Annotated in this window: 23 protein-coding genes; 5 read left to right on the forward strand and 18 right to left on the reverse strand. The window is 71.0% G+C overall.

The genetic code is table 11. From position 1 onward, the window contains the following. Positions 1 to 44: 44 nt before the first annotated feature. The gene (locus AB0J72_RS19435; protein ID WP_363400530.1) at positions 45 to 494 is read right to left on the reverse strand and encodes a DUF6328 family protein; all 450 of its coding nucleotides are present in this window, start codon (positions 492 to 494) and stop codon (positions 45 to 47) included. 104 nt (positions 495 to 598) lie between these two features. Here AB0J72_RS19435 and AB0J72_RS19440 point away from each other — a divergent pair, with 104 nt between their 5' ends. Beyond that, positions 599 to 922, forward strand: a complete 324-nt coding sequence (locus tag AB0J72_RS19440; RefSeq protein WP_363400532.1) for a DUF6401 family natural product biosynthesis protein — start codon at positions 599 to 601, stop codon at positions 920 to 922. A 54-nt stretch (positions 923 to 976) separates the two neighbouring features. Here AB0J72_RS19440 and AB0J72_RS19445 read toward each other — a convergent pair whose 3' ends face one another. The 3 genes from AB0J72_RS19445 to AB0J72_RS19455 are packed head-to-tail and all read right to left on the reverse strand — an operon-like array spanning position 977 to position 3,466. Next, a complete protein-coding gene (locus AB0J72_RS19445) occupies positions 977 to 2,164 on the reverse strand; it encodes an esterase-like activity of phytase family protein (RefSeq protein ID WP_363400534.1) in 1,188 nt (395 codons plus the stop codon). Between the two features lie 55 nt (positions 2,165 to 2,219). Further along, complete coding sequence (locus AB0J72_RS19450) at positions 2,220 to 2,738, reverse strand: hypothetical protein (RefSeq protein ID WP_363400536.1); 519 nt, start codon at positions 2,736 to 2,738, stop codon at positions 2,220 to 2,222. 20 nt (positions 2,739 to 2,758) lie between these two features. Continuing rightward, entirely contained in the window at positions 2,759 to 3,466 is a 708-nt protein-coding gene (locus tag AB0J72_RS19455) for a CAP domain-containing protein (protein ID WP_363400538.1), read from the reverse strand. A 227-nt stretch (positions 3,467 to 3,693) separates the two neighbouring features. Between AB0J72_RS19455 and AB0J72_RS19460 the strand changes: the two genes are divergently transcribed. Continuing rightward, positions 3,694 to 3,894 carry a PspC domain-containing protein gene (locus AB0J72_RS19460; protein WP_344501347.1) on the forward strand — a complete coding sequence of 67 codons (201 nt, stop codon included), beginning with the start codon at positions 3,694 to 3,696 and terminating at the stop codon, positions 3,892 to 3,894. Between the two features lie 65 nt (positions 3,895 to 3,959). Further along, entirely contained in the window at positions 3,960 to 4,307 is a 348-nt protein-coding gene (locus AB0J72_RS19465) for a DUF6401 family natural product biosynthesis protein (RefSeq protein WP_363400540.1), read from the forward strand. A 490-nt stretch (positions 4,308 to 4,797) separates the two neighbouring features. On the opposite strand, the gene AB0J72_RS19470 is transcribed toward AB0J72_RS19465, so the two are convergent. The 14 genes from AB0J72_RS19470 to pdxH form a co-directional block, all read right to left on the reverse strand. Further along, positions 4,798 to 6,702 (reverse strand): MFS transporter, encoded by a 1,905-nt coding sequence (locus AB0J72_RS19470; protein WP_363400542.1) that lies wholly within the window; start codon positions 6,700 to 6,702, stop codon positions 4,798 to 4,800. Between the two features lie 4 nt (positions 6,703 to 6,706). After that, positions 6,707 to 7,417: an LppX_LprAFG lipoprotein gene (locus tag AB0J72_RS19475; RefSeq protein WP_363400544.1), complete on the reverse strand. Its 711-nt coding sequence runs from the start codon at positions 7,415 to 7,417 to the stop codon at positions 6,707 to 6,709. Positions 7,418 to 7,495: 78 nt separating this feature from the next. Next, positions 7,496 to 8,971, reverse strand: a complete 1,476-nt coding sequence (locus AB0J72_RS19480; RefSeq protein WP_363400546.1) for a glycoside hydrolase family 3 N-terminal domain-containing protein — start codon at positions 8,969 to 8,971, stop codon at positions 7,496 to 7,498. A gap of 86 nt (positions 8,972 to 9,057) precedes the next feature. After that, complete coding sequence (locus tag AB0J72_RS19485) at positions 9,058 to 9,522, reverse strand: DUF4442 domain-containing protein (RefSeq protein ID WP_363400548.1); 465 nt, start codon at positions 9,520 to 9,522, stop codon at positions 9,058 to 9,060. 29 nt (positions 9,523 to 9,551) lie between these two features. Next, on the reverse strand, positions 9,552 to 10,361 hold the full coding sequence (locus AB0J72_RS19490; RefSeq protein WP_363400550.1) for a hypothetical protein: 810 nt from the start codon (positions 10,359 to 10,361) through the stop codon (positions 9,552 to 9,554). Positions 10,362 to 10,381: 20 nt separating this feature from the next. Continuing rightward, positions 10,382 to 10,609 (reverse strand): hypothetical protein, encoded by a 228-nt coding sequence (locus tag AB0J72_RS19495; RefSeq protein WP_363400552.1) that lies wholly within the window; start codon positions 10,607 to 10,609, stop codon positions 10,382 to 10,384. A gap of 57 nt (positions 10,610 to 10,666) precedes the next feature. After that, complete coding sequence (locus AB0J72_RS19500; RefSeq protein ID WP_363400554.1) at positions 10,667 to 11,986, reverse strand: ABC transporter ATP-binding protein; 1,320 nt, start codon at positions 11,984 to 11,986, stop codon at positions 10,667 to 10,669. A gap of 165 nt (positions 11,987 to 12,151) precedes the next feature. Further along, on the reverse strand, positions 12,152 to 13,024 hold the full coding sequence (locus tag AB0J72_RS19505; RefSeq protein ID WP_363400556.1) for a DUF4230 domain-containing protein: 873 nt from the start codon (positions 13,022 to 13,024) through the stop codon (positions 12,152 to 12,154). Between the two features lie 68 nt (positions 13,025 to 13,092). After that, positions 13,093 to 14,253, reverse strand: coding sequence for an acyl-CoA dehydrogenase family protein (locus tag AB0J72_RS19510; protein WP_363400805.1), 1,161 nt, complete (start codon positions 14,251 to 14,253; stop codon positions 13,093 to 13,095). 1,312 nt (positions 14,254 to 15,565) lie between these two features. Then, entirely contained in the window at positions 15,566 to 15,856 is a 291-nt protein-coding gene (locus AB0J72_RS19515; protein ID WP_033364898.1) for a type II toxin-antitoxin system VapB family antitoxin, read from the reverse strand. Positions 15,857 to 15,923: 67 nt separating this feature from the next. Next, entirely contained in the window at positions 15,924 to 16,529 is a 606-nt protein-coding gene (locus AB0J72_RS19520) for a nitroreductase family protein (RefSeq protein WP_363400558.1), read from the reverse strand. Then, positions 16,516 to 17,454: an aldose 1-epimerase family protein gene (locus AB0J72_RS19525; protein WP_363400560.1), complete on the reverse strand. Its 939-nt coding sequence runs from the start codon at positions 17,452 to 17,454 to the stop codon at positions 16,516 to 16,518. The genes AB0J72_RS19520 and AB0J72_RS19525 overlap by 14 nt, the downstream gene beginning before the upstream one ends. A gap of 16 nt (positions 17,455 to 17,470) precedes the next feature. Next, positions 17,471 to 18,706 carry an MFS transporter gene (locus AB0J72_RS19530; protein ID WP_363400562.1) on the reverse strand — a complete coding sequence of 412 codons (1,236 nt, stop codon included), beginning with the start codon at positions 18,704 to 18,706 and terminating at the stop codon, positions 17,471 to 17,473. Beyond that, the gene (gene pdxH, locus AB0J72_RS19535) at positions 18,703 to 19,302 is read right to left on the reverse strand and encodes a pyridoxamine 5'-phosphate oxidase (RefSeq protein WP_363400564.1); all 600 of its coding nucleotides are present in this window, start codon (positions 19,300 to 19,302) and stop codon (positions 18,703 to 18,705) included. The genes AB0J72_RS19530 and pdxH overlap by 4 nt, the downstream gene beginning before the upstream one ends. Before the next feature lie 204 nt (positions 19,303 to 19,506). Here pdxH and AB0J72_RS19540 point away from each other — a divergent pair, with 204 nt between their 5' ends. Both AB0J72_RS19540 and serC read left to right on the forward strand, forming a co-directional pair. Next, a complete protein-coding gene (locus AB0J72_RS19540) occupies positions 19,507 to 20,604 on the forward strand; it encodes a citrate synthase 2 (protein ID WP_363400566.1) in 1,098 nt (365 codons plus the stop codon). 129 nt (positions 20,605 to 20,733) lie between these two features. Beyond that, positions 20,734 to 21,852 carry a phosphoserine transaminase gene (serC, locus tag AB0J72_RS19545; protein ID WP_363400568.1) on the forward strand — a complete coding sequence of 373 codons (1,119 nt, stop codon included), beginning with the start codon at positions 20,734 to 20,736 and terminating at the stop codon, positions 21,850 to 21,852. The last annotated feature ends 71 nt before the right edge of the window (positions 21,853 to 21,923 follow it).

Raw genomic sequence — 21,923 nt, forward strand, 5'->3', positions numbered from 1 at the left:
CCACTGTGTCTTACCGCACACAAGGGTGTCAATACTCAAGCTGCCTAGCGTTTCAGGGTGGGAAACACATACCAAACCAGCACGAACAACACCCCGAGCGTGACGGCCGCCGCGATCGCCCACGAGACCGCGACGACGACCTCGAACACCAGGAACACGGCGCCGACCACGGAGAGCCACAGGAACACGAGCCCGATCTGCGCGAGCGTGTCGCTCGACTCGACGAGCTGCTCCTTGCGCCCCCGGCGGAACAGGATCCGGTGATGGCTGACCGGGGCGATCAGGCACAGCGTCGCCAGGGCGGTGAGCACCAGCGTCACGATGTACGTTCCACGCTGGACGGCCGTGATCTCCGCGAACCGCTGGCTGAACGGAATCGTCAGCAGGAAGGCGAACAAGATCTGCACGCCGGTCTGCGCGACCCGCAGCTCCTGCAGCAATTCGGTCCAATTCCGGTCGGAACGCTCAACGGGGCTCTCGTCGCGATCGGCCATGCGGGTTCTTTACCCAACGGGTCGCCAGAACGAAACTGGCGATCGGGTCAAACCCGGCGCGTCGGGGCTGCGACCGGTTGCATGCTGGGCATATGGTCGCAAACGTGAGCGCACCCTTCGATGAGTTGACGTCCGGTCGACGCGCGTGGATCGCCCGGGCCGGGCTGGCCGAGCTCGCCTCCGCCGTCGGGCGCCCCGGCCGTGTGGCGGTCTCCGTGCGGCCCGACCTGCTGGCGCGGGTCGACCAGCACGCCGCCGCGGTCCGCGAGTCCCTTGGTGGCACGCTGCTCGACCCGGTTGCCCTCGCCGGTTACGCGGCGGCGATCCGCGACGCCGCCAGGGACGCGGGCGAGACCCTCGACGACTGGTCCCGCCCGACCTGGGCGATGCTCCGCCTGCTGGCGGTCTGCTCGCTGATCCCCTCGTAGGCGCTTGTTCGGCGCTTACTTCAGGAAGCGCCCTCGTAGGCGCTTACTGGGCGCTTACTTCAGGAAGCGCTTGTCGGCGTGCAGCGGGTCCGTCAGCCGGATGGTGATGAACTCGTTGTTGTCGGGCTGGCCCGGCGTACGCCCGTTGGAGAACGGGAAGTTGTTGTCGTTGACCACGCCGAGGGTCTTGTCGTCGAGGATGACGACGTCCTCGATGGTCTGGAACGGGAACGTGAACGTGCCGGTGTCCCCACCGAGGTGGCGCGGGTCGGCGAGGTTCATGAGGTCCGCCACGAGGGTCTTGTCGAGCTTGCCGTCGCGGTTACGGTCGCGCTTGTCGGCGAGGTAGATCCGCTTGAACTTCGCGGTCGCGCCCTGGCCGTTGTCGCGCTCGATGACGAGGAAGCGGTCGTCGTCGACGGCGATCGCGTCGCCGATCGCGTTGGCCGGGTCCTCCAGCTGGTAGATCCAGCGCTTGCCCGTGTACGCGCGGGACGCGACGTCGAACTCGTTGAGCCGCAGGCCGCCGGGCGCGTCGCCGGCGACGACACCCTCCAGCAGCGCGTACAGCTTCCGGCCGTCGGGCGACTGGGCGAGGCCCTCGAAGCCCTTGCTGCTGTTCAGGTTCGGGTTGCCGGCCGGGTTCTCCGGCGCGCGGACCCCGTCGAGCGGGATCGGCGCCTGCAGCAGCCGCCCGGCGCGGTCGAAGTGCAGCAGGTACGGGCCGAACTCGTCGCCGATCCAGTACGTGCCGTCCTTCGCCCGCTGGATCGACTCGACGTCGAAGTCCGAGCCGGTGAGCACCCGGTCGGGGCGGGTCAGCGCGAACGGCACGAGACCGTTCGGGTCCGTGAGGTTGATGCCGCCGACCACGTCCACCGTCTGGTTGCCGTAGTCCGGGGCCACCCGGTGGATGCGCAGGACGAAGTCGGCGCTGTTGGCCTTGTTGCCGTAGCCGTTGTCCGAGAGCACCTCGAACGTGCCGTCCCCGAGCTGGGCGATGCCGCTGAAGCCCTGGACCGGCTGGTCGGCGAACGGCGGCGTGATCCCGTTGGACGGCGTGCCGCCCAGCAGCGAGCCCGACGGGTCGCTGGCGGAGACGAACGTGGTCGCCGGCAGCGCGGCGAAACCGGTCAGGGTGGCGCGGCCGTAGGTGTCGTGCGCTTCAGCGCTCGGCGCGGCGAGGGCCAGCGTCAGCACGCCGATACCCAGGCCGGCACCGGCACGTCGGAGATTCCTCATGGGCCGCGACGCTAAGCGGCTCGGGTGAACCACCCAGGTGCTTCCGGTGATCGGCCTACGTTTTCTTGGTGATCGCTTCCTGGAGCGTGCGCAGCCGCGCGACGACGGCCGGCGCGTCGGTGATGCTGCCGCCACCCTGGTAGTACACGAACGACACGCGCACGACGAGCTCGCCGCTGGCGGCCTCCACGTACGCCTCGTTGTCGCCGGCGACCGAGAACGTCGACGCGTCGATCGACTTCGCGTCCTTCGCCGCGTTCTTGTCGTAGGCCACCTGCTGCGCGGCGCCCGACGAGGGGCGGACCAGCGTCAGGAACAGGTAGAAGTTGCCGGAGGCGCCGTCGACCGCGCACGCCTTGAGCGAGTCGGTGTCGCGGCGCTCCCTGGTGCCCGGCGCCTCGCCGAGCGCGGCCTTGAGCTGGTCGTCGGTGGCGATGCCGCACATGTCGGCGGTGTCGTAGACGGCGCCGTTGCGCTTCGCGTCCTGCGGACTGCCCTGCCCTGCCGGGTCGTCGCCGCAGCCGGCGAGCGCCAGTACGACGCCCGCCGACAGCACGGCTTTACGTATGGTCACGCAGTGTTTCTACACGGTTTTCAGACGCGGCCGAAGTCCTGGGTCCAGTACGGGGTCCCGTCCGCCTTGTACGCGAGGCCGACGCCGACCGCGACGCTGCTGCAGTTGAGGATGTTGGCCCGGTGGCCCTCGCTGTTGATCCAGCCGGTGACGACCTCCTGCGGCGACCGGTAGCCCCAGGCGATGTTCTCCGCCGACGCCCCGGTGGTGTACCCGGCGGCGACCTCACGCTGCACGAACGTGCTGCCGTTGGACCCGGTGTGGCTGAAGAAGTTGTTCGTCACCATGTCGGTGCTGTGGTTGCGCGCCGCCGCGACCAGCCGCGAGTCGATGCGCAGGGCGCCGCAGCCGTTGGCCTTGCGGTAGTTGTTGGTCAGCGTCACGACCTCGCTCTCCAGCGAGCTGCTCTCCACCGGCTTGGTGACGGGCGTCGTGGGCGCGGTGGTGGGCGTCTTGGTCGGCGTGGTGACCGGCTTGGTGGTCGGCTTGGTGGCCGGCTTCTTCGTCGGCGTCGTGACCGGCTTCTTGGCGGTCGACTTCTTCTTCTTTTTCTTCTTCTTGGACACCGCGGCGGCGACGTCAGCACCCGCGACCGCGTCACCGGCGGCGGTGACGACCTGCGCGGCGGCGGGGGCGGCCGTCGCCGCGGTGGCGGTGAGCGCGAAGCCGAGCGGCGCCGCGAGCAGCACGGCGGCGAGGATGGTGGCACGGCGAGGGAACCGGGTCACGATGGGAAGACCTTCCGTCGGTGAGCTTGACGGAGTTGGTATCGGGTGCCTCACAGCGCTCGTGAGCAGGTCAACTGGCCCGCAACGGTCGGCAACCGACCGGCTACCCGTGCGGGTGGGTCCCTAGTGGACCGGCCGCCGAAGTTCGGTCAAAGGTTGGAGGGCGGCGCCCCCGGGCATTCATACCGTTGAGCTACAACAACGATCCGCCCGTCGAAGGAGCAGCAATGTCCACTCTGGTCAGGCCCCGGGACAACCGTTGGATCGCCGGCGTCTGCTCCGGCCTCGCCCGCCGGTTCGGCATGTCGCCCAACGTCATGCGGCTCATCTTCCTCATCTCGTGCCTGCTGCCGGGCCCGCAGTTCGTGATCTACATCGTGCTGTGGGTCCTGATGCCCGACGAGTCGAAGTCGCCCAGTTACAACTGAGGTCCGCACGGGTGCGCTCCGGGTTCGCCGGTCAACCGGCCGGCCGACCGGTCGAACTCGGAGGCATGTTCAAAGACCTCGCCGAAGCCACCCGCCACACCGCCGCCCGCTCGACCCTGAACGGCCTGATGACCTGGCTCGGCGAGTCCGGCCTGGCGGCCGCCGCCGCCTCGGCCGGCCTCCAGGCCGCGGTCGACCAGCACGCCGCCTCGGTCCGCGACGCCCTCGGCGACCCGGAGCACGGCCCGAACGCCGTCGCCCTCGCCAGCTACGCCACCGGCGTCCGCGACGCCCTCATCGAGGCCCAGTGGCAGCTGCCACCGACCTCGGAGCTCGACTGGTCGAAGGCCGAGTGGCCCACGGTCCGCCTCATCGCCATCTGCGCCCTGGCCCGCTCCGCCGGCCACATCTGACCAAACCGCCCCACCCCCACCCGCCGCCACCATCCCGGCCCCCACCATGATCCGGAAGACTTTGTGCAGCCCTGCGTGCACAACCTCTTCCGGATCACCGCGAGCCGGCACGCACCGGAGCCGAGCACACACGGGGCCGGGCGCACACGGGGCCGGGCGCACATGCCGAGGGCGGGCGCACATGCCGAGGGCGGGCGCGCTCCACATACGGCGCCGGACCCTTGCGACAGCCCACACGCGCTGCGACTGTCGCCCGTCACGATGGTCAGGGCCACGACCCTCAGCCAACGCCACCGGTCACTCCGCGGGGCGTATCCGTGATCCGGAAGACCTTGTGCCGCCCCAGGTGCACAACCTCTTCCGGATCATCCGAAGCCGCGTCAGCACGCCGGGGCGTGCCGCCCGTCGACGCCCTGGCCGCCGACAGCAGCCCGCCCCACCCATGATCCGGAAGACTTTGCGCTGCCCCAGGTGCACAACCTCTTCCGGATTACTGCTGGCCGGTCGGCGGGGTCGAGCGCTCGCGTGGGCCGCCGATGAACGCGGCCGCGACGGCGCCCGCGAGGCAGACGGCGGCGGTGATCAGGAAGATCTCGCGGTACTCGGTGCGGAGGGCGTCCTGGAGTGCGTTCGCGTACGCGGACATCAGCCGCCGCTGCTCCTCGGCCGGCTTGCCGAAGACCAGCGGGAAGTCGAGGTTCGCGGTCAGCTCGTGGAACCGGTGCAGTCCCCACGCCGTCAGGGCGGCGACCCCGATCAGCATGCCCATCGTCCGCGCCACGACCACCGCCGACGAGGCCACCCCGTGCTGTGACGCCGGGGTCGCCCGCAGCGCCGCCGCCGACAGCGGAGCGATGACCAGGCCCAGCCCGAGCCCCGCGAGCGCCAGGTCCGTGTCCAGCCGCGGCAGGAACCCCAGGTGCCGCGCGGCGAGCACGTCCGCAGGCCAGCCCGCGATGAGCAGATACGCGACCGCCGCCAGCACGAGCCCACCGACGGCGACCGCCCGCTCGCGCACCCGCCCCGCACCCCACCCACCAGCACCGCCACTACCACCAGCGTCGCCGCCACCGCCACCGCCAGCGCCACCGCCAGCGTCGCCACCACCGCCAGCAGCACCGCCAGCAGCACCGGCAGCAGCACCAGCGCCGGCATCGGCAGCACCGGCGCCAGCACCGGCGGCATCGGGGCTGCCCACGGCCGGAAGCTCGGCAGCGCCGAGCATGGCGGCGCCGGGGCGGGCGGGGCTGTCCCACGCGTCCGGGCCGCCCGGGGTGAGCCGGCCCTCGCCGGCGGGAGCGGCGGCCAGGTCGAGAGCTTCCGCGCCGGAAGGGACGTCCCGCACAGCCGCCCGGCGGGACTGGCGGAGCAGCAGGCCGCCCAGGACCGCCCCCACGGGGAGGGCGACCAGGAAGCGGGTCAGCACCAGGGTGGCGTCGACGCCGGACTTGCGCAGGAGGGTCTGCGCGACCAGCTCCACGTCTACCAGCGTGACCATGAGGGCGACGCCGGCGCACCAGCTCGCCACCAGGACCGCGAAGAACGGCAGCTTGGCGGCGCCGGTCAGGTCCAGCAGGCGGGTGCGGGCCCGCCGCTCCCACAGCACGAACAGCACCGTCACGACCGCGGCGCCGGCGAGGACGGGCCAGCCCCACGAGGGCAGGACGGACCGCTCGGGGTCGGGGTTGTACAGGGCGGCGACCACCGCGCCGAGCGCCACCGCCAGGAGCAGCCCGCCGACCAGGTCGGTCTTGCGCGGGGCGGACGAACGCATCGGGCCGCCGGGCACCGTGCGCCAGACGAGGACGATCGCGACCGCGACGAGCGGCAGGTTCAGCCAGAAGATGCCGCGCCAGGAGCCGAGGGCGGCGGCGACCGCCACCCCGTACAGGGGGCCGAGGACGCTGCCGAGCTCCTGCGCCGCCCCGATGTTGCCGAGGACCAGGTGGCGGCCGCGGTCGGGCCACAGGTCGCTGACGAGGGCGACGGTGACGGGCAGCAGCGCGCCGCCGGCGATGCCCTGCAGCGTGCGGCCGCCGGTGAGCAGCCAGATCTCGCCGCCGGAGGCGGCGGCCGTGAGCACGCCGGACGCGGCGGTGAGCGCGGAGCCGGCGGCGAACCCGAGCAGGCTCGCGACCAGCAGCGCCCGGCGGCCGAACCGGTCGGAGAGCGACCCGAGCAGCGGCATCCCGGCGACGTACCCGAGCAGGAAGCCGGTCACGACCGGGGTGACCCGCTCCAGCCGGGTGTCGGCGATGTGCAGGGAGTCCATGATGTCGGTGAGGACCCCGACGATCACGTAGGCGTCGAGCGCGGCGAGCAGCACCGCCACCCCGCCCACGCTGACGGCGAGCCGCCGCTGCCCGCCCCCGGAGGCGGGCGCAGTCGACGTCATCCGCTTACTTCGGCGGGGCGATGGTGACCGGGGCGTCGAACTCCTTGAACTTGATGGTGACCGTGCCGCCCTTGGCCTCGCCGACGGCGGGCAGGGTGAACGCCGCCTTCAGCAGCTTCTTGCCGTCCTTGGCGATCCAGAACTTGCCGGGCACGGAGCCGGTGACGCCGGGCACCACGTTGGCGAGGGTCTGCGAGGAGTTGTCGGTCGAGACCCGGTAGGCCTCCTGGCCGTCGACGCTCTCGGTGGCCTCGGTCTTGCCGTTGGTGGCGGTGCCCAGGACCTTGGCGATGCCGCGGTCGGGCGAGAGGATCGCCGACGGGTCGTAGACCGACGCCGCGAGGGCGAGCGGCAGCTGCTGGTAGTCCCCGGTGGGACCCTTGAGCCACATGGTCTGCCCCACGATGGTGAAGGCCATGTCGACCGTCGCGCCCATCTGCTCGACCTGGGCGGTCCCCTGCGCGTTGCCCTCCTTGGTCAGCACGCCGTCGGCGCGCTTGAGCGCCACGCCGGCGATGGTGCCGTCGGCCGTGATGAGGAACTTCGCGGACGTGATCCCGCCCATCGCGGTCGCGGACTCCTTGAGCAGCCCGTCGGCGGCCGGCAGGTTGGGATCCGCCTTCCCGGCGTCGTCCTCTTTGGACTTGCTGGTGCAGCCGGTCAGGACGAAGAGCAAGGCCGTGAAACCGGCCAGCAGAGCACGAGTGCGGGGCATACCGGCATGCTAGACCGCGCATCGAAACAACGGGCGAGCCGTGACCCTGAGCAGCGGTGAAGTCACCGAGCGACAGCTCTAGCGCCCCGCGAGCAGCTCCGCGACCGCCCGGCCGGAGGCGGCCGTCGCGCCGAACGTGGCGATGTGCAGGTCGCCCCGCGGCGCGGCGGGCACGCCCATCTCGACCACGACCGCGTCGGGGCGCACGGCGAGGGATGCCTTCAGCGCGTCGGTGATCCACGGGTAGCGGTGCGGGTCCCGTACCACCAGCAGCAACGGACGACCGATGGACGAGCGCAACGCGTCGGGCAGGCCCTCCTCCGAGGAGAGTCGCACCCCGGAGGTGTCGGGCACCAGCTCGGCGAGCGGCGCGATGAGCCCCCACGGCGTCTCCGGGGCGATCGCGAAGTTGAGCTCCGGCTGGAACTCGATCACGTACGCGGGCGCGGCGAGCGGGAACGTGGCGTCGGGCGCGGTGATGCGCAGCGCCCGGCGGGCCGCGGACAGCCCGAGCGCGCCCGCCTGCGGGTCCGGCGCCAGGCGGGACGCGTTCAGCGACCAGGCGGCGAGCCGCGCGACCCGGGCGGCGGCGTCGGCGAGCCGCGACTCGGGCAGCTCGCCGGAGCGCACGGCGGCGACGATCGCGTCGCGGAGCAGGTTGGCCGTGTCCTCGTCGGCGTGGTCGCCACCGACGCAGATCGCGTCGGCGCCCGCGGCGAGCGCAAGGACGGTGGCCTGCGCGAAGCCGTAGCGGTCGGAGATCGCCCGCATCTCGATGCCGTCGGTGACGATCAGGCCCTCGAAGCCGAGCTCGCCGCGGAGCAGGTCGGTCATGATCCGCGGGCTGAGGGTGGCCGGCAGGTCCGGGTCGAGCGCGGGGACGCGCAGGTGGGCGCTCATGACGGCGCGCACGCCGGCGGCGATCGCCGCGCGGAACGGCACCAGCTCGGTCGCGTCGAGGTCGGCCCGCCCGGCCTTGATGATCGGCACGTCCAGGTGCGAGTCGACGCTGGTGTTGCCATGCCCGGGGAAGTGCTTCGCGCAGGCGGCGACGCCCGCCTCCTGCAGGCCGGTGACCCACGCGGCGGTGTGCCGGGCGACGCGCTCGGGCTCGGCGCCGAACGCGCGGGAGCCGATGACCGGGTTGTTGGGGTCGGAGTTGACGTCCGCGTCGGGCGCGTAGTCGAAGGTGATGCCGACCGAGGCGAGGTCACGGCCGATGTGGCAGGCGACCTCGCGGGTCAGCGCGGTGTCGTCGACGGCGCCGAGGGCGAGGTTGCCGGGCCACGGGCTGCCGCTGTGCGCATCGATGCGGGTGACGTCGCCGGCCTCCTCGTCGATGGCGACGATGACGTCCTCGCGCTCGGCGCGCAGCGCCGCGGTCAGCTCCGCGACCTGGTCACGGTCGACGACGTTGCGAGCGAAGAGCACGACGCCGCCGAGCCCCTCGGCCAGGCGGCGGCGGACCCACGGCGGGGGCTCCTTGCCCACGAATCCCGGCTGAAGCACGGCGTTCGCCATGCCGACCAGGTCGTCCCCCGTGCTTGCGTCCATGCGTCAACCACCCTTCGCGCCTGGCGAGAATGGTCACATCACAGCTCCGTAATAGTCAAGAAACCTTCCAGTAGTTAACGGCCCGGTCATCGATGGGGGCGGATGGTCCAGACCACTGTCATCTCCGTCGTGACGGCACCGTCGGCCCTCGTGACCTCGATCGTGACGGGAAATTCGGGGCGCTCGCCGGCGGCCAGCTCCGCCAGAACCTCGCTGACGGGCCGGCCGAGCCGGGCGACGGCCTGGACCGGTCCGGCGGCGAGCTTGCGGTACGCGATGTCGCACCGCACCGCCAGCGGCGTGCCCAGCGCGAGGTGCTCGCCGAACGCCGCCATCACCACGGCGCCGGACGCGGTCTCGCCCAGCGTGAAAATTGCGCCGGCGTGCGGCCCGGCGACGTGGTTGTGCAGCCGCTCCTCGTCCGGGAGCGTGGCGGTGGCGCTGATGTCGTCGCCGTCCACGCGCACGTCGGTGATCTCGATTCCGACGGTGCGCGCGAACGGGACTGCGGAGATCAGGTTGGTCGCCAGTACCTTGGCATCAACGGTCATGCGTCGAGGTTACCGACCGGTAGCAAGACCTAGAAGAGCTCGCCGATCGTGTGGATGATGTTGACGTAGAAGTTGCCCTCGATCGGCCGGAACACCTGGAACGGCTCGTGCGGCTCGCCGACGAACGGGCGCAGCGTCCACGCGAGCTGGGTGCCGACGAAGCCGAAGAGCAGGATCCACACGTGCAGCAGCGTCATGCTGGCCGGGCGCTCGCCGGGCGCCAGCGTGACGGCTCCGGTGCGCGGCGTGGGGAGCGGCGGCGCCACCGGGAACGCGTAGCGGCCGTCGGGCAGCAGCAGCGGCTGCTTCGGCGGGTAGACCACCGGCGGCGCCGCCGCGATCTGGACCGTTCCGTTGGCCTGCGGAGACGATGCCGCGGCCCCGGCCGACACCGACGCGGCCGGGACAGCCGCCTTGTCATCGTCTGCGGCGTCGGTACCGGCGGGCGCCGGCGACACCGGTGCGTCCTGCGACACGTTGGCCAGCCCGGCCATCGCCTCCGCTTCGGCCCGCTCCTGCGCCTCCCGTGCCTCCTGCTCCGCGCGCCGCGCCGCCGCGACCGTGGCCGTGTGGGCGTTCAGCGCGTGCATGCCGCTGGTGAGGAACTTCAGCCCGACGAACGCCGTCATGGTCAGGATCGCCACGTTGAGGATCTTGTAGAACGAGTAGCTGAACGCCGTCAGCAGGAAGAACAGGCTGATCGGCGCGAACGCCAGGGACAGCACCGCGGTCACCGTGATCGTGACCATGACCAGCGCGAGTGCCTGCCGGACCTGCAACCTGGCGCCGAACACCAGGTTGAACAGGTACAGCGTCGGCAGGCAGATCGCGAGCGTCATCAGGAACAGCAGCGGCAGTTTCAGCGCCGACAGGCCCGCCGAGCGAAGCTGTGCGAAGCACCCAGCACCGCGCCGTAGCAGGCGAGCGCCAGCACCGAGCTGGTGAGCATCTGCAACGTCAGCTTGCCGAGGTCCCGCTCTTCACCGATCTGGCGCCAGATCGAGTCCCGGTCGCGGAGGATCCGCTCGATGATGAGCAGTCCGCTCCCGGGTTGTTGACCGCCGCCTGCCGTGCCGTATGCCGCCATCGGAGCATCCCCTACGTCGGAGGGCCAATTCGCCGCAGGCTAGAGCAGCCGCGTCACTCAGCGCCACCCCACATCGATGCGTTGTCCCCTTTCATCGAAAAAGTGCAGTGCTTCCATGCGCACAGCGACGGTCAACGGGTGACCGTGCGTGACCGCCGGGTACGGCGCTAGGCGCACCGCGAGCTCCGCCGGGCGACGGTGGTGCCGGCCCGGGTCGCTCAGGACGCTGTCGCGCTGGGGAGCGCGCCGCCCGTTGCGGCCGTTGCCGGCGCCGACCAGCTCCAGGTCCTCCGAGCCGCCGCGGCCGGTGAGCTTGCTGACGAAGCGCTTGAGCCCGCCGCCGTTGATCGGGATGTCGGTCGGCGGCGCGCCGATCTCGTCGACGATCACCGCGGTCGCGCCGATGTCCAGGAACGCGAGCGACTCGTGGCCGTGGTGCTCCAGGTACCGGATGCGCCCGCGCAGCACGTCGCCGCCGGTCGTGTCCGGCACCGGGGTCAGCGCCTCGGCGCGTACGCCGATGACGATCCGCTCGCCGTGGAAGTGCGCGACCTGGCGCGAGCGCAGATCGTTCCACGGCAGGTGGAGCACCTGGTCACCCATGTGCAGCGCGATGTGCCGGTCGAGGTGCACGTAGACCTCGGCCTCGAGCAGGTTCATCCGGGGGCTGCCCAGGAACGCGGCGACGTAGAGCGTGGCGGGCCGGCCGTACACCTGCGTCGGCGTCCCGACGTCCTGCAGGACGCCCTTGCGCAGGATCGCGACCCGGTCCGCCATCGTGAGCGCCTCGGCCTGGTCGTGGGTGACGTAGATGGTCGTGACACCCAGCTCGCGCACGAGACCGGAGATCTCCGCCCGCAGCTCCGCCCGCAGGCCGCTGTCCAGGTTGGACAGCGGCTCGTCCATGAGGAAGAGCTTCGGGCGGCGCACGATGGCACGGCCCATCGCGACCCGCTGGCGCTGGCCACCGGACAGCTGCCCAGGTTTGCGGGCCAGCACGTCACCGATGCCCAGCGCGCTGGCCACCTCGGCGACCTGCTCGGCGCGCGGCTCCGGCTCCACCCCCGACAGCCGCAGGGGGAAGCCGATGTTCTCCCCGACGGTCATGTGCGGATAGAGCGCGAAGTCCTGGAAGACCATGGCGACCCCACGCTCGCGCGGCGGGAGGTCGTTGGCCAGGTCGCCGTCGAGCATGATCGCACCGGAGGTGGGGTCCTCCAGGCCCGCGACCATGCGCAACAAGGTCGACTTGCCGCAGCCGCTGGGACCGAGGAGCACCATGAACTCGCCCTGTCCCACGTCAAGGTTCACTCGGTCGACGGCCACCGTGCCGTCGGCGAAGACCTTCATAACATCTTTGAGTGCGACGGTAGCCACCGTCACCTCCACCCCGAGTCAGCAGTGCAATTCGCGGATAACTCAGTCACCCCGAGTCAAGTACTGTGACGAGGGGCACGCAAGTTGGTCCATCGGGTAAATGACCAGTGTTCAGCGTGTTACCGCACAACTACTGGTAGGAAAGTTGGCAGTGACGGCCGCCGCTCACGACGCGGGGAAGTTTACGGTCACCGACGTGTACCCGAGAGCTCCGAGGAACTGCTGCAGCATCTTCCTGGTGTTCTCCTCGGCCCGCTTGCTGAGACCGGCCTCCTTGGCGGCCGTGCCGATCTTCTCCTCGGCGAGCTTGTAGACCTCCTGCAGCCGGTTCGGGTCCGACTTGAAGGCGTCCGCCAGCCGGTTGAACAGCCCGCGGTCCTCCTGGTAGACGTAGCTGCGGTCGTTGTTGATCCGCACCGGGCGCAGCTGCGGCGCCGGCAGGGTGATCTCGACCGTCCGCCGGTCGTCGGACTCCTTCACCGCGCCCTGACCGATCCCGGCGAAGTCGACGTAGACCTCCACCGACCCGGCGGCCACGAACAGGATCCGCTCGTTGAGCAGGAAGTCCGGGATGTACTTGCGGTCCTTCTGCACGTCGACGATGACCTCGAAGTTGCCCTCGGCCGCCACGTACTGGCTCAGGTCCTGCACGGACTTGAGCAGCGCGGGGCCGCTGCGGTCGGTCTGCTCCTTCGCGAACGGGTTCTTCAGGTCCGGGAACAGGCCGATCGTCTTCGCGCCCAGCACCAGCGCGACGATCAACCCGATCGTCGCCACCAGCCAGAACAGGCCACGCATCGCCCCGCCGCCGGCCTTGACCGGCACGACGATCGGCGCGTCCCGCTCGTTGCGCCCACGCGGGTCGACCGGGTCGCCGATCTTCGGCGACCAGCCCTTGCTCTTCCCGGTGGCCGGCTCGTCGTCATCGGGCCCGGACGTGATCGCGGGGTATTCGGAGGTCTTCGGGTCCGGCCCGCGCCGTTGCGTCGGCACGTCGTCCGAGTCGTCGGGGGTCACGGTTTCGTCGTTGCGGGCCATGCTGACTCCTCCGGGAGGATCTTCTTGCTATCACGGTAGAGGGGTCCGCAAAGGGCCGCGAATCGATCTCAGCCGAACGCCGCCAGCCCGGTCAGCTTCTGCCCGATGACCAGCTGATGGATCTCCGACGTCCCCTCGTACGTGAGGACCGTCTCCAGGTTGGCCGCGTGCCGCATGACCGGATACTCGGCGCTGATGCCGTTGGCGCCGAGCACGGTCCGGCACTGCCGGGCGATCGCGAGCGCCTCCCGCACGTTGTTCAGCTTGCCGACGCTGACCTGCTCCGGCTTGAGCACCCCGGCGTCGGCCCGGCGCCCCAGGTGCACCGCCAGCAGGTACCCCTTCTGCAGCTCGACGGCCGCGTCGGCGAACTTCGCCTGGGTCAGCTGGAACCCGGCGATCGGCCGGCCGAACTGCTCCCGCGCCCCCGCGTAGTCCAGCGCGGTGTGCAGGCAGTCACGGGCCGCCCCGAGCGCGCCCCACACGATGCCGTACCGCGCCTCGGTCAGGCACGACAGCGGCGCCTTCAGCCCCTTCGCGTCCGGCAGCAGCGCCTCCCCGGGCAGCCGCACCCCGTCCAGCACGATCTCGCCCGTACACGAGGCCCGCAGCGACAACTTCTGCTTGACCTCGCGCGCCGTCACCCCCGGCGTGTCCATCGGCACCACGAACCCGTTGATCCCCGCCTCGGTCCGCGCCCACACCACCGCCACGTCGGCGACCGGCGCGTTGGTGATCCACATCTTGGTGCCGTCGAGAATCCAGTCGTCGCCGTCCCGCCGCGCGCGGGTGGTCATCGAGCCCGGGTCGGATCCGTGGTCGGGCTCGGTCAGCCCGAAGCAGCCGATCAGGTCGCCCGCGGCCATGCCGGGCAGCCAGCGGTCCTTGTGCTCGTCGGAGCCGTACTTCCAGATCGCGAACATCGCCAGCGAACCCTGGACGCTGACCAGACTCCGGACACCCGAGTCGCCGGCCTCCAGCTCCAGACACGCCAACCCGTACGCGACGGCGCTCGCCCCGGCGCACCCATACCCGCTCAGGTGCATGCCGAGCAGCCCGATGGACGCGAACTCCTTGGCGAGATCCCGGACGGGCACCTGCCCGCGCTCGTACCAGCCGGCCACGTTGGGCCGCACGTGGTCGTCGACGACCCGCCGCACCACGGCCCGGATCGCCAGCTCCTCCTCCGAGTGCAGCGCGTCAACATCCAGCAGGTCCAGGGGCCGCATCGTCATAACTAACACTGTAAGTCAGCCATCACCCCTCACGGCCAGACGCCACCCACCCCGGGGCATCGACGTCGCGCGATCCACCCACATTTCAGAGATCATTTTGTAGGCGGATCGCGCACCATCTATGGAACAAAAGCCGCAAACCGGGGCATTGACCAACGTCTCAGCGAAGTGGTGGCCCCCTCGCACAACTCGACCCGCCCCGGTCCTGCACCGCCCGACAGCACTCACCACCCAACCCGCCGGCCGACCCCCAACGCCAGTTCCCTCTTTGGACCACAGCACGGGATCCGGCCCGCCGGGCAGGCACGACGCTCAACGCGGCCGGCGTGATCCAAGTCGCCAAGCGGCCGCCCCGACAACCAACTCCGTCCCTGGATCACAGAGCAGACGGCGAACCACCCAGGCGGACACGACACTCGGCACGGCCAGCATGATCCAAGCCGCCAAGCGGCTGCCCCGACGACCAGGTCCCTCCTTGGATCACAGAGCGGACGGCGGAACACCCAGGCGGACACGACACTCGGCGCAGCCGGCGTGATCCAAGTCGCCAGGCGGCCGCCCCGACAACCGACTCCGTCCCTGGATCACGGAGCGGACGGCGGAACACCCCGGGCGGACACGACGCTCGGCACGGCCGGCGTGATCCAAGTCGCCAAGCGGCTGCCCCGACGACCAGGTCCCTCCTTGGATCACAGCACAGGAGCCGGACCGCCGGGCGGACACGAGGCTCGGCACGGCCGGCGTGATCCAAGTCGCCAAGCGGCCGCCCCGACGACCAGGTCCATCCCTGGATCACAGAGCGGACAGCGGACCACCCGGGCGGACACGAGGCTCGACGCGGCCGGCGTGATCCAAGTCGCCAAGCGGCCGCCCCGACGACCAGGTCCCTCCTTGGATCACGGAGCGAACAGCGGAACACCCGGGCGGACACGAGGCTCGACGCGGCCGGCGTGATCCAAGTCGCCAAGCGGCCGCCCCGACGACCAGGTCCCTCCTTGGATCACAGCACAGGAGCCGGACCGCCGGGCGGGCACGAGGCTCGACGCGGCCGGCGTGATCCAAGTCGTCAGGTGGCTGCCCGGGCGACCGGACTCGTCCTTGGATCACGGGCCTTGCATGTGGGGGGAGGCAAGCCGGGAAGCTGTTCTGCAGCGGTGCACCCGGCGGACCGGCCGCGGCGGCGGGTCGCGCGAACAGCAAGACGCGAACAGCGAGACGCGAACGTGCAGAGGCGGAGACGGCCGCTCGGAAGGCGACCGTCTCCAACCCTTGGCACCGAAGGCCCGCCCGCACCGGGGCGCGGGCCTCAGGCCTGGAGGACCCGTGCGTGGATCGAGGTGCGTTGCTGCAGCGCCGCGCGTAACGCGCGGTGCAGGCCGTCCTCCAGGTACAGCCCGTTCTCCCACTGGACCACGTGCGGGAACAGGTCGCCGTAGAACGTGGAGTCCTCGGCGAGGAGCTTGTCGAGCGCCAGCTCCCGCTTGGTGGTGATGAGCTGGTCGAGCCGCACCGGGCGCGGCGGGATCTCGGACCACTGTTTCAGCGTCAGCCCATGTTCCGGATAAGGCCGACCGTCGCGGACCGCCTTGAAGATCATGAACGTCTCACCCCCCTGACCGTGTCAGGGTACCGACTAGGTGCGACAGAAACGCCGCCGAGCGTGTTCAAGACCCCCAGCGGCCGCGGTGCGTGATGGTGCCGGACTCGCGGCGGCCCCGTTTGAGTGACGGCGACTTCACGTCCGGAGCCCGGTAGCCGATGGTCATGGCGCCGATCGGGGTGTACTCGGAAGGCACCCCGAACGCCGCGCGGTAGGCCGCGTCGGAGGCGGGCGGGATGCCGAAGAAGCACGCGCCCAGGCCCTCGTCGACGGCGCCCAGCAGCACCAGCAGGCTCGCCATCCCGGTGTCGATGTGCCAGTAGGGCACCGGCCAGCGGGCCTCGTCGCGGTCGGTCCAGCCCTTGTCGGCCTCGGCGTACCGCGAGAGGTAGGCGTCGCGGTGGCTGTGCGGCACGACGATCACCGGCGCCCGGCTCATCCCGTCCAGCCACGAGGTCGTGGCCGTGTCGGGCGGGGAGGTCGCCGCCCAGAACGTGGCCCGGTCCTCGTCGGAGGTCAGGACCAGGAACTCCCAGCCCTGCGAGAACCCCGCCGAGGGGGCGTGCGTCGCGTACCCCAGCAGCTTGTCGATCACGGCCGGGTCCACCGGCCGCGACGCGTCGTAGTTTCGGACCATCCGCCGCCGGCGGATCGCCTCAGACAGTTCCACGGATCCCCCAAACCCCGTGCCAGGACGCTCCCGGCTCCAGGGTCACCACATCACGCCCGGACCGGAACGCGTCAGGGGGGCAGGTCATCGGCTCGATGGCGAGCGCCTTGCGCAGCCGATCGGCGGGAAGCGTGTCGGAGGAGTACACCTGCCACCAGCCGAACGACGAGTCGGCCCAGACCGTGACGCCACGGCCGTCGGGGGCGGTGACCGTGACCTGCGAGCCACCATCGGCGTCGGGGACCACCTCGCCGAACGCCGTGTCCAGGATGGTGCCGCCGAGCCGGCGGCCGTCGAGGAAGTCGTACTCGCCGCCGGCGACCCGGGCGGCGCCGATCGGCAGGAGGCGCGCGTCGACGAGCAGGCGGCTGCGGGCCGGGACCTTCAGGGTGAGGTCGTCGACCGCGACGCCCGGCACCAGCACGTACGGGTGGGTGGCCAGCCCGAACGGCGCGTCCTCGGCGCCGACGTTCGTCACCTCGTGCTCGGCCCGCAGGCCGCCCTCGCCGACCGACCATGTCGTGCGCAGGCGCAGCGGCCACTGGTACCCCGGCTGCGGCACCAGGTCGTGCTCGACGGTCACGCTGTCGGGCGCGGCGTCGACGAGGCGCCAGCGGACCCAGTTGACCAGGCCGTGGATGGCGTTGTGGCGCTCGGGCTCGGTCAGCGGCAGCTGCAGGTGGTCGCCGCCGAACGCGTACTGCCCGTCGCGGATGCGGTTGGGCCACGGGGCGAGGACCTGACCGGCGCTGCCGACCGCGTGCTCCCCCTCGGCGTAGCCGGCGACGACGTCGGCGCCGTCGACGGTGTAACTGCGCACGCCACCGCCGACCTCGACGATGACGGCCTCATGGCCGCCCGAGGCGATCGTCCACTGTGTACCGGAAGGGGCGTGCGAGAGCTGCGCGGCGGCGGCGGTGTCCATGGCCGCGACAATATCGTCAGTCCGACCGGTCGGTGTACCGAAGCAGGACGGGAAATGTCAGGCCCAGGAGGACGGCCACCGCGGCGGCCGCGATCCCGCCGCTGACCCAGGAGAAGGTGGCGCCGGTCGCGTCGGCCACCGAGCCGGCCCGAAGGTCACCCAGACGTGGACCTCCTGCGACGACGGCGAAGAACACTCCCTGCAGCCGCCCGCGCATCTCGTCGGGCGCGCTGAGGAGCACCGTCTGCCGGTACACCCCGCTGATCATGTCCGCCGCACCGGCCAGCGCCATGAAAGCTACACACGCCCACAGCCACGGGACCGCGCCGGCGGCCGCGACGGCGAGCCCCCAGCCGACGACGGCGAGCACGAGCGCGACGCCCTGCCGGTGCACGCGGCCGATCCAGCCGGACGTGAGACCGGCGAGCGTCGATCCGATGGCGATCGACGCGTACAGCCAGCCCAGCGACGCCGGGCCGTAGCGCTGGTCGGCGACGACGGGGAACAGCGCCTTCGGCATCGCGAGGACCATCGCGGCGATGTCGATCGCGAACGTCAGCAGGATCACTTTCGAGCCGGCGAGGAACCGCAGGCCGTCGCGGATGTCCCGCAGCCCGCCCGTGGTCTTCGCGACCCCGGCCGGCGGCAGGGCCGGCAACCGCATGGCCGCCCACAGGACGATCGTGAAGAGGACGGCGTCGACGGCGTACGCGACGGCGAAGTCGGCGTTGGCGATGACCAGACCCGCGCCGACCGGGCCGAAGATCGAGGAGACGCTGGAGGCGGTGAAGCTCAGCGTGTTGGCCGAGGCGACCTCGCCCTCGTCGATCAGCGCCGGGATGATCGCCTGCCGGACGGGGCTGTTGACGCCGAACGCCGCGGACTGCGCCGCGATCAGCGCGAGCATCAGGTAGGCGTTGTCCACGTGCAGGACCGCCTGCGCGAGCAGGCCGAGCGTCGTCAGCCACATGAGAGTCGAGCTGGTCAGCAGCACCTTGCGCCGGTCGAACGCGTCCGCGATCGCGCCGCCCCAGATCGAGAACACGATCAGCGGCACCAGGCCGACGAAACTGGCGATGCCGACCCACAGGGCCGACTTGGTGATCTCGTACACCTGCACCGGCACGGCGACGGCGGTGAACTGGACGCCGAAGAAGGACACCGCGTTGCCCACGAACAACCGCCGGTAGGCCACGTGCCGCAGCGGCCGGACGTCGATCACGTGCTTGCGCAGGGCCTCCTGCACGCTCAAGGTGCGAGCCGTTCGACTTTGCCGCCGGTGTACCGGAGGCGGTCGTGCAACCGGCTGGGGCGGCCCTGCCAGAACTCGACCTCGTCGGGGCTGACCCGGTAGCCGCCCCAGTGCGGGGGTGCCGTCAGCGGGCCCTCGGCGGCCTCGACCGAGGCGACCAACGCCTCCAGCTCGTCGCGGGAGCCGATGACCCGCGATTGTGGACTTGCCCACGCCCCGACCTGGGCGCCGTGGGGGCGGATCGCGAAGTACTCCTCGGTCTCCTCGCGGGACACCTTCTCGACCGCGCCGTTGACGATGACCTGACGGTGCAGGGGGTACCACGGGAACACCAGCGAGGCCCGCGGGTTGGCCGCGATGTCGTGGCCCTTGCGCGACTCGTAGTTGGTGAAGAAGGTGAATCCGCGCTGGTCATAGCCCTTGAGGAGCACCGTCCGCGCGCTCGGCCGCCCGCTGCCGTCGGCGGTCGCCAGCAGCATCGCGTTGGGCTCGGGCAGGCCCGCCTCGACCGCGTCGGCGAACCAGGTGGCGAACTGCTCCAGCCACGTCCCGGCGAGTCCTTGCTCCGTCAGCTCGCCGCTGTACTCGTTCCTCATCCGCGACAAATCTTGCGGCGATGTGCTGGGTCTCACGCTCACATCCTTCCTCCGGCGGTCGCAAATGCGTGAAGATGTGTCACGGAAGACACATTGAGCCCCCGTTCAGTCGGCGCTGGCACCCCACCGGGGCGAAGATGGCAAAAGGGAACACCGGCGGGTAACAAACCTAGTCAGACACCCCAGAACCAGCAGGAGTGCGAGATGTCCGATTTCAAGCCGGGACTCGAGGGCGTGATCGCCTTCGAATCCGAGATCGCGGAGCCCGACAAGGAAGGCGGCGCGCTGCGTTACCGCGGCGTCGACATCGAGGATCTCATCGGCCAGGTGTCCTTCGGAAACGTTTGGGCACTCCTGGTCGACGGCAAGTTCGGCCCCGGCCTGCCGCCGGCCGAGCCGTTCCCGGTGCCCGTGCACTCCGGTGACATCCGGGTCGACGTGCAGTCCGCGGTGGCCATGCTCGCCCCCTACTGGGGCCTCGGCCAGCTGCTGGACATCGAGACCACGCAGGCGCGCGAGGACCTCGCCCGGGTCAGCGTCACCGCCCTGTCGTTCGTCGCGCAGGCCGCCCGCGGCCTGGGCCTGCCGGCCGTGCCGCAGAAGGAGATCGACAAGGCCGACACGGTCGTCGAGCGGTTCATGCGCCGCTGGCGGGGCGAGCCCGACCCGCGCCACGTCAAGGCCGTCGACGCCTACTTCATCTCCGCCGCCGAGCACGGCATGAACGCCTCCACGTTCACCACCCGGGTCGTCGCCTCCACCGGCGCCGACGCCGCGGCCTGCATCTCCTCCGGCATCGGCGCGCTCTCCGGCCCGCTGCACGGCGGCGCGCCGTCGCGCGTGCTGGGCATGATCGAGGCCGTGGAGCGCAGCGGCGACGCCGAGGGCTACGTCAAGGGCGTCCTCGACCGCGGCGAGCGGCTCATGGGCTTCGGCCACCGCGTCTACCGCGCCGAGGACCCGCGCGCCCGCGTGCTGCGCCGCACCGCCAAGGAGCTCGGCGCGCCGCGCTTCGAGATCGCCGAGGCGCTGGAGAAGGCGGCCCTCGCCGAGCTGCACGCCCGCCGCCCCGACCGGGTCCTCGCCACCAACGTCGAGTTCTGGTCCGCCGTCGTCCTCGACTTCGCCGAGGTCCCCGCGCACATGTTCACGTCGATGTTCACCTGCGCCCGGGTCGCCGGCTGGAGCGCGCACATCCTCGAGCAGAAGGAGCTGGGCCGCCTGGTCCGGCCGTCCGCGACGTACGTCGGCCCCGGCCCGCGCAAGCCGCAGGACGTCGAGGGCTGGTCCAACGTGGCGTGACGCGCCGCGCGTCTTGTGTGACGCGCGTCGCCCTCGACGCTGAATCGACCTGGATCGCGGCGGCGGAGGTGGCAGGATTCGCGGGGTACCCGTACCTGCCCGCCCGCCGCCGCATCCCGGAGTACCCACATGGTCGACATCCGCATTCCCGATGAGCTGAAGCCCGCCGACGGCCGCTTCGGTTCAGGCCCGAGCAAGGTCCGGCCCGAGGCCGTGCAGGCCCTCGCCGGTGTCGCGACCTCGTACCTCGGCACCAGCCACCGGCAGAAGACCGTCCGCGACGAGGTCGCCCGCCTCCGCCGTGGCTTCGCCGAGCTCTTCAGCATCCCCGACGGCTACGAGGTCGTCCTGGGCAACGGCGGCAGCACCGCGTTCTGGGAGATCGCGGTCTTCGGCCTGATCCGCGACCGCGCGCAGTTCGCGAGCTTCGGCGAGTTCGGCGCGAAGTTCGGCAGCGCCGCGAAGAAGGCGCCGTTCATCGGCGACCCGACGATCGTGAAGGCCGACCCGGGCACCGCCGCGTTCCTGCGCGCCGAGGCCGGCGTCGACACGTACTGCTCCCCGCAGAACGAGACCTCGACGGGCGTCTCCGTGCCGGTCCAGCGCGTCGACGGCGCCGACGAGGGCGCGCTGATGCTGACCGATGCCACCTCCGGCGCCGGTGGCCTCGAGGTCAACGTGTCGCAGACCGACGTCTACTACTTCGCCCCGCAGAAGTGCTTCGGCTCCGACGGCGGCCTGTGGATCGCGATCATGTCGCCGGCCGCGATCGCCCGGGTCGCGGAGATCAAGGAGTCCGGCCGGTACATCCCCGACTTCTTCGACCTGCAGACGGCGATCGACAATTCGCGCCTCGAGCAGACCTACAACACGCCGGCGCTGTCGACGATCTTCCTCACCGCCGAGCAGGTCGACTGGATGCTGGCCGGTGGCGGCCTGTCGTTCGCGACCAAGCGCAGCGCCGAGTCGGCGTCCATCCTGTACGGGTGGGCCGAGCGCTCGGCGGTCGCGACGCCGTTCGTCGCCGACGCCTCGGTCCGCTCCAACGTCGTCGGCACCATCGACTTCGACGCGTCCGTCGACGCGACCGCGCTGGCCAAGGTGTTGCGCGCCAACGGGATCGTGGACACCGACCCCTACCGCAAGCTCGGCCGCAACCAGCTCCGGATCGCGATGTTCCCGACCGTCGACCCCGCCGACGTCGAGGCGCTGACGGCGTCCATCGATTACGTCATCGAGCGACTTTAGTTTGTGTGTACGAATGCCCGCCGCCTGTTTGCTGAGGTGGCGGGCGTTCCTGTTTGCTTTCTGTCGGCGCG

Origin of the sequence: Dactylosporangium sp. NPDC049742 (genome assembly GCF_040674675.1) — a bacterium.
Classification (GTDB): domain Bacteria; phylum Actinomycetota; class Actinomycetes; order Mycobacteriales; family Micromonosporaceae; genus Dactylosporangium; species Dactylosporangium maewongense.

Coding starts and splice junctions, on each gene's coding strand:
- serC (WP_363400568.1), top strand. CDS start 20,734: ATGGTCGACATCCGCATTCCCGATGAGCTGAAGCCCGCCGACGGCCGC.
- AB0J72_RS19485 (WP_363400548.1), bottom strand. CDS start 9,522: ATGACCGTTGATGCCAAGGTACTGGCGACCAACCTGATCTCCGCAGTC.
- AB0J72_RS19435 (WP_363400530.1), bottom strand. CDS start 494: ATGGCCGATCGCGACGAGAGCCCCGTTGAGCGTTCCGACCGGAATTGG.
- AB0J72_RS19495 (WP_363400552.1), bottom strand. CDS start 10,609: ATGGCGGCATACGGCACGGCAGGCGGCGGTCAACAACCCGGGAGCGGA.
- AB0J72_RS19540 (WP_363400566.1), top strand. CDS start 19,507: ATGTCCGATTTCAAGCCGGGACTCGAGGGCGTGATCGCCTTCGAATCC.
- AB0J72_RS19490 (WP_363400550.1), bottom strand. CDS start 10,361: ATGACGCTCGCGATCTGCCTGCCGACGCTGTACCTGTTCAACCTGGTG.
- AB0J72_RS19475 (WP_363400544.1), bottom strand. CDS start 7,417: ATGCCCCGCACTCGTGCTCTGCTGGCCGGTTTCACGGCCTTGCTCTTC.
- pdxH (WP_363400564.1), bottom strand. CDS start 19,302: ATGAGGAACGAGTACAGCGGCGAGCTGACGGAGCAAGGACTCGCCGGG.
- AB0J72_RS19480 (WP_363400546.1), bottom strand. CDS start 8,971: ATGGACGCAAGCACGGGGGACGACCTGGTCGGCATGGCGAACGCCGTG.
- AB0J72_RS19460 (WP_344501347.1), top strand. CDS start 3,694: ATGTCCACTCTGGTCAGGCCCCGGGACAACCGTTGGATCGCCGGCGTC.
- AB0J72_RS19445 (WP_363400534.1), bottom strand. CDS start 2,164: ATGAGGAATCTCCGACGTGCCGGTGCCGGCCTGGGTATCGGCGTGCTG.
- AB0J72_RS19470 (WP_363400542.1), bottom strand. CDS start 6,702: ATGACGTCGACTGCGCCCGCCTCCGGGGGCGGGCAGCGGCGGCTCGCC.
- AB0J72_RS19515 (WP_033364898.1), bottom strand. CDS start 15,856: ATGATCTTCAAGGCGGTCCGCGACGGTCGGCCTTATCCGGAACATGGG.
- AB0J72_RS19525 (WP_363400560.1), bottom strand. CDS start 17,454: ATGGACACCGCCGCCGCCGCGCAGCTCTCGCACGCCCCTTCCGGTACA.
- AB0J72_RS19505 (WP_363400556.1), bottom strand. CDS start 13,024: ATGGCCCGCAACGACGAAACCGTGACCCCCGACGACTCGGACGACGTG.
- AB0J72_RS19510 (WP_363400805.1), bottom strand. CDS start 14,253: ATGCGGCCCCTGGACCTGCTGGATGTTGACGCGCTGCACTCGGAGGAG.
- AB0J72_RS19465 (WP_363400540.1), top strand. CDS start 3,960: ATGTTCAAAGACCTCGCCGAAGCCACCCGCCACACCGCCGCCCGCTCG.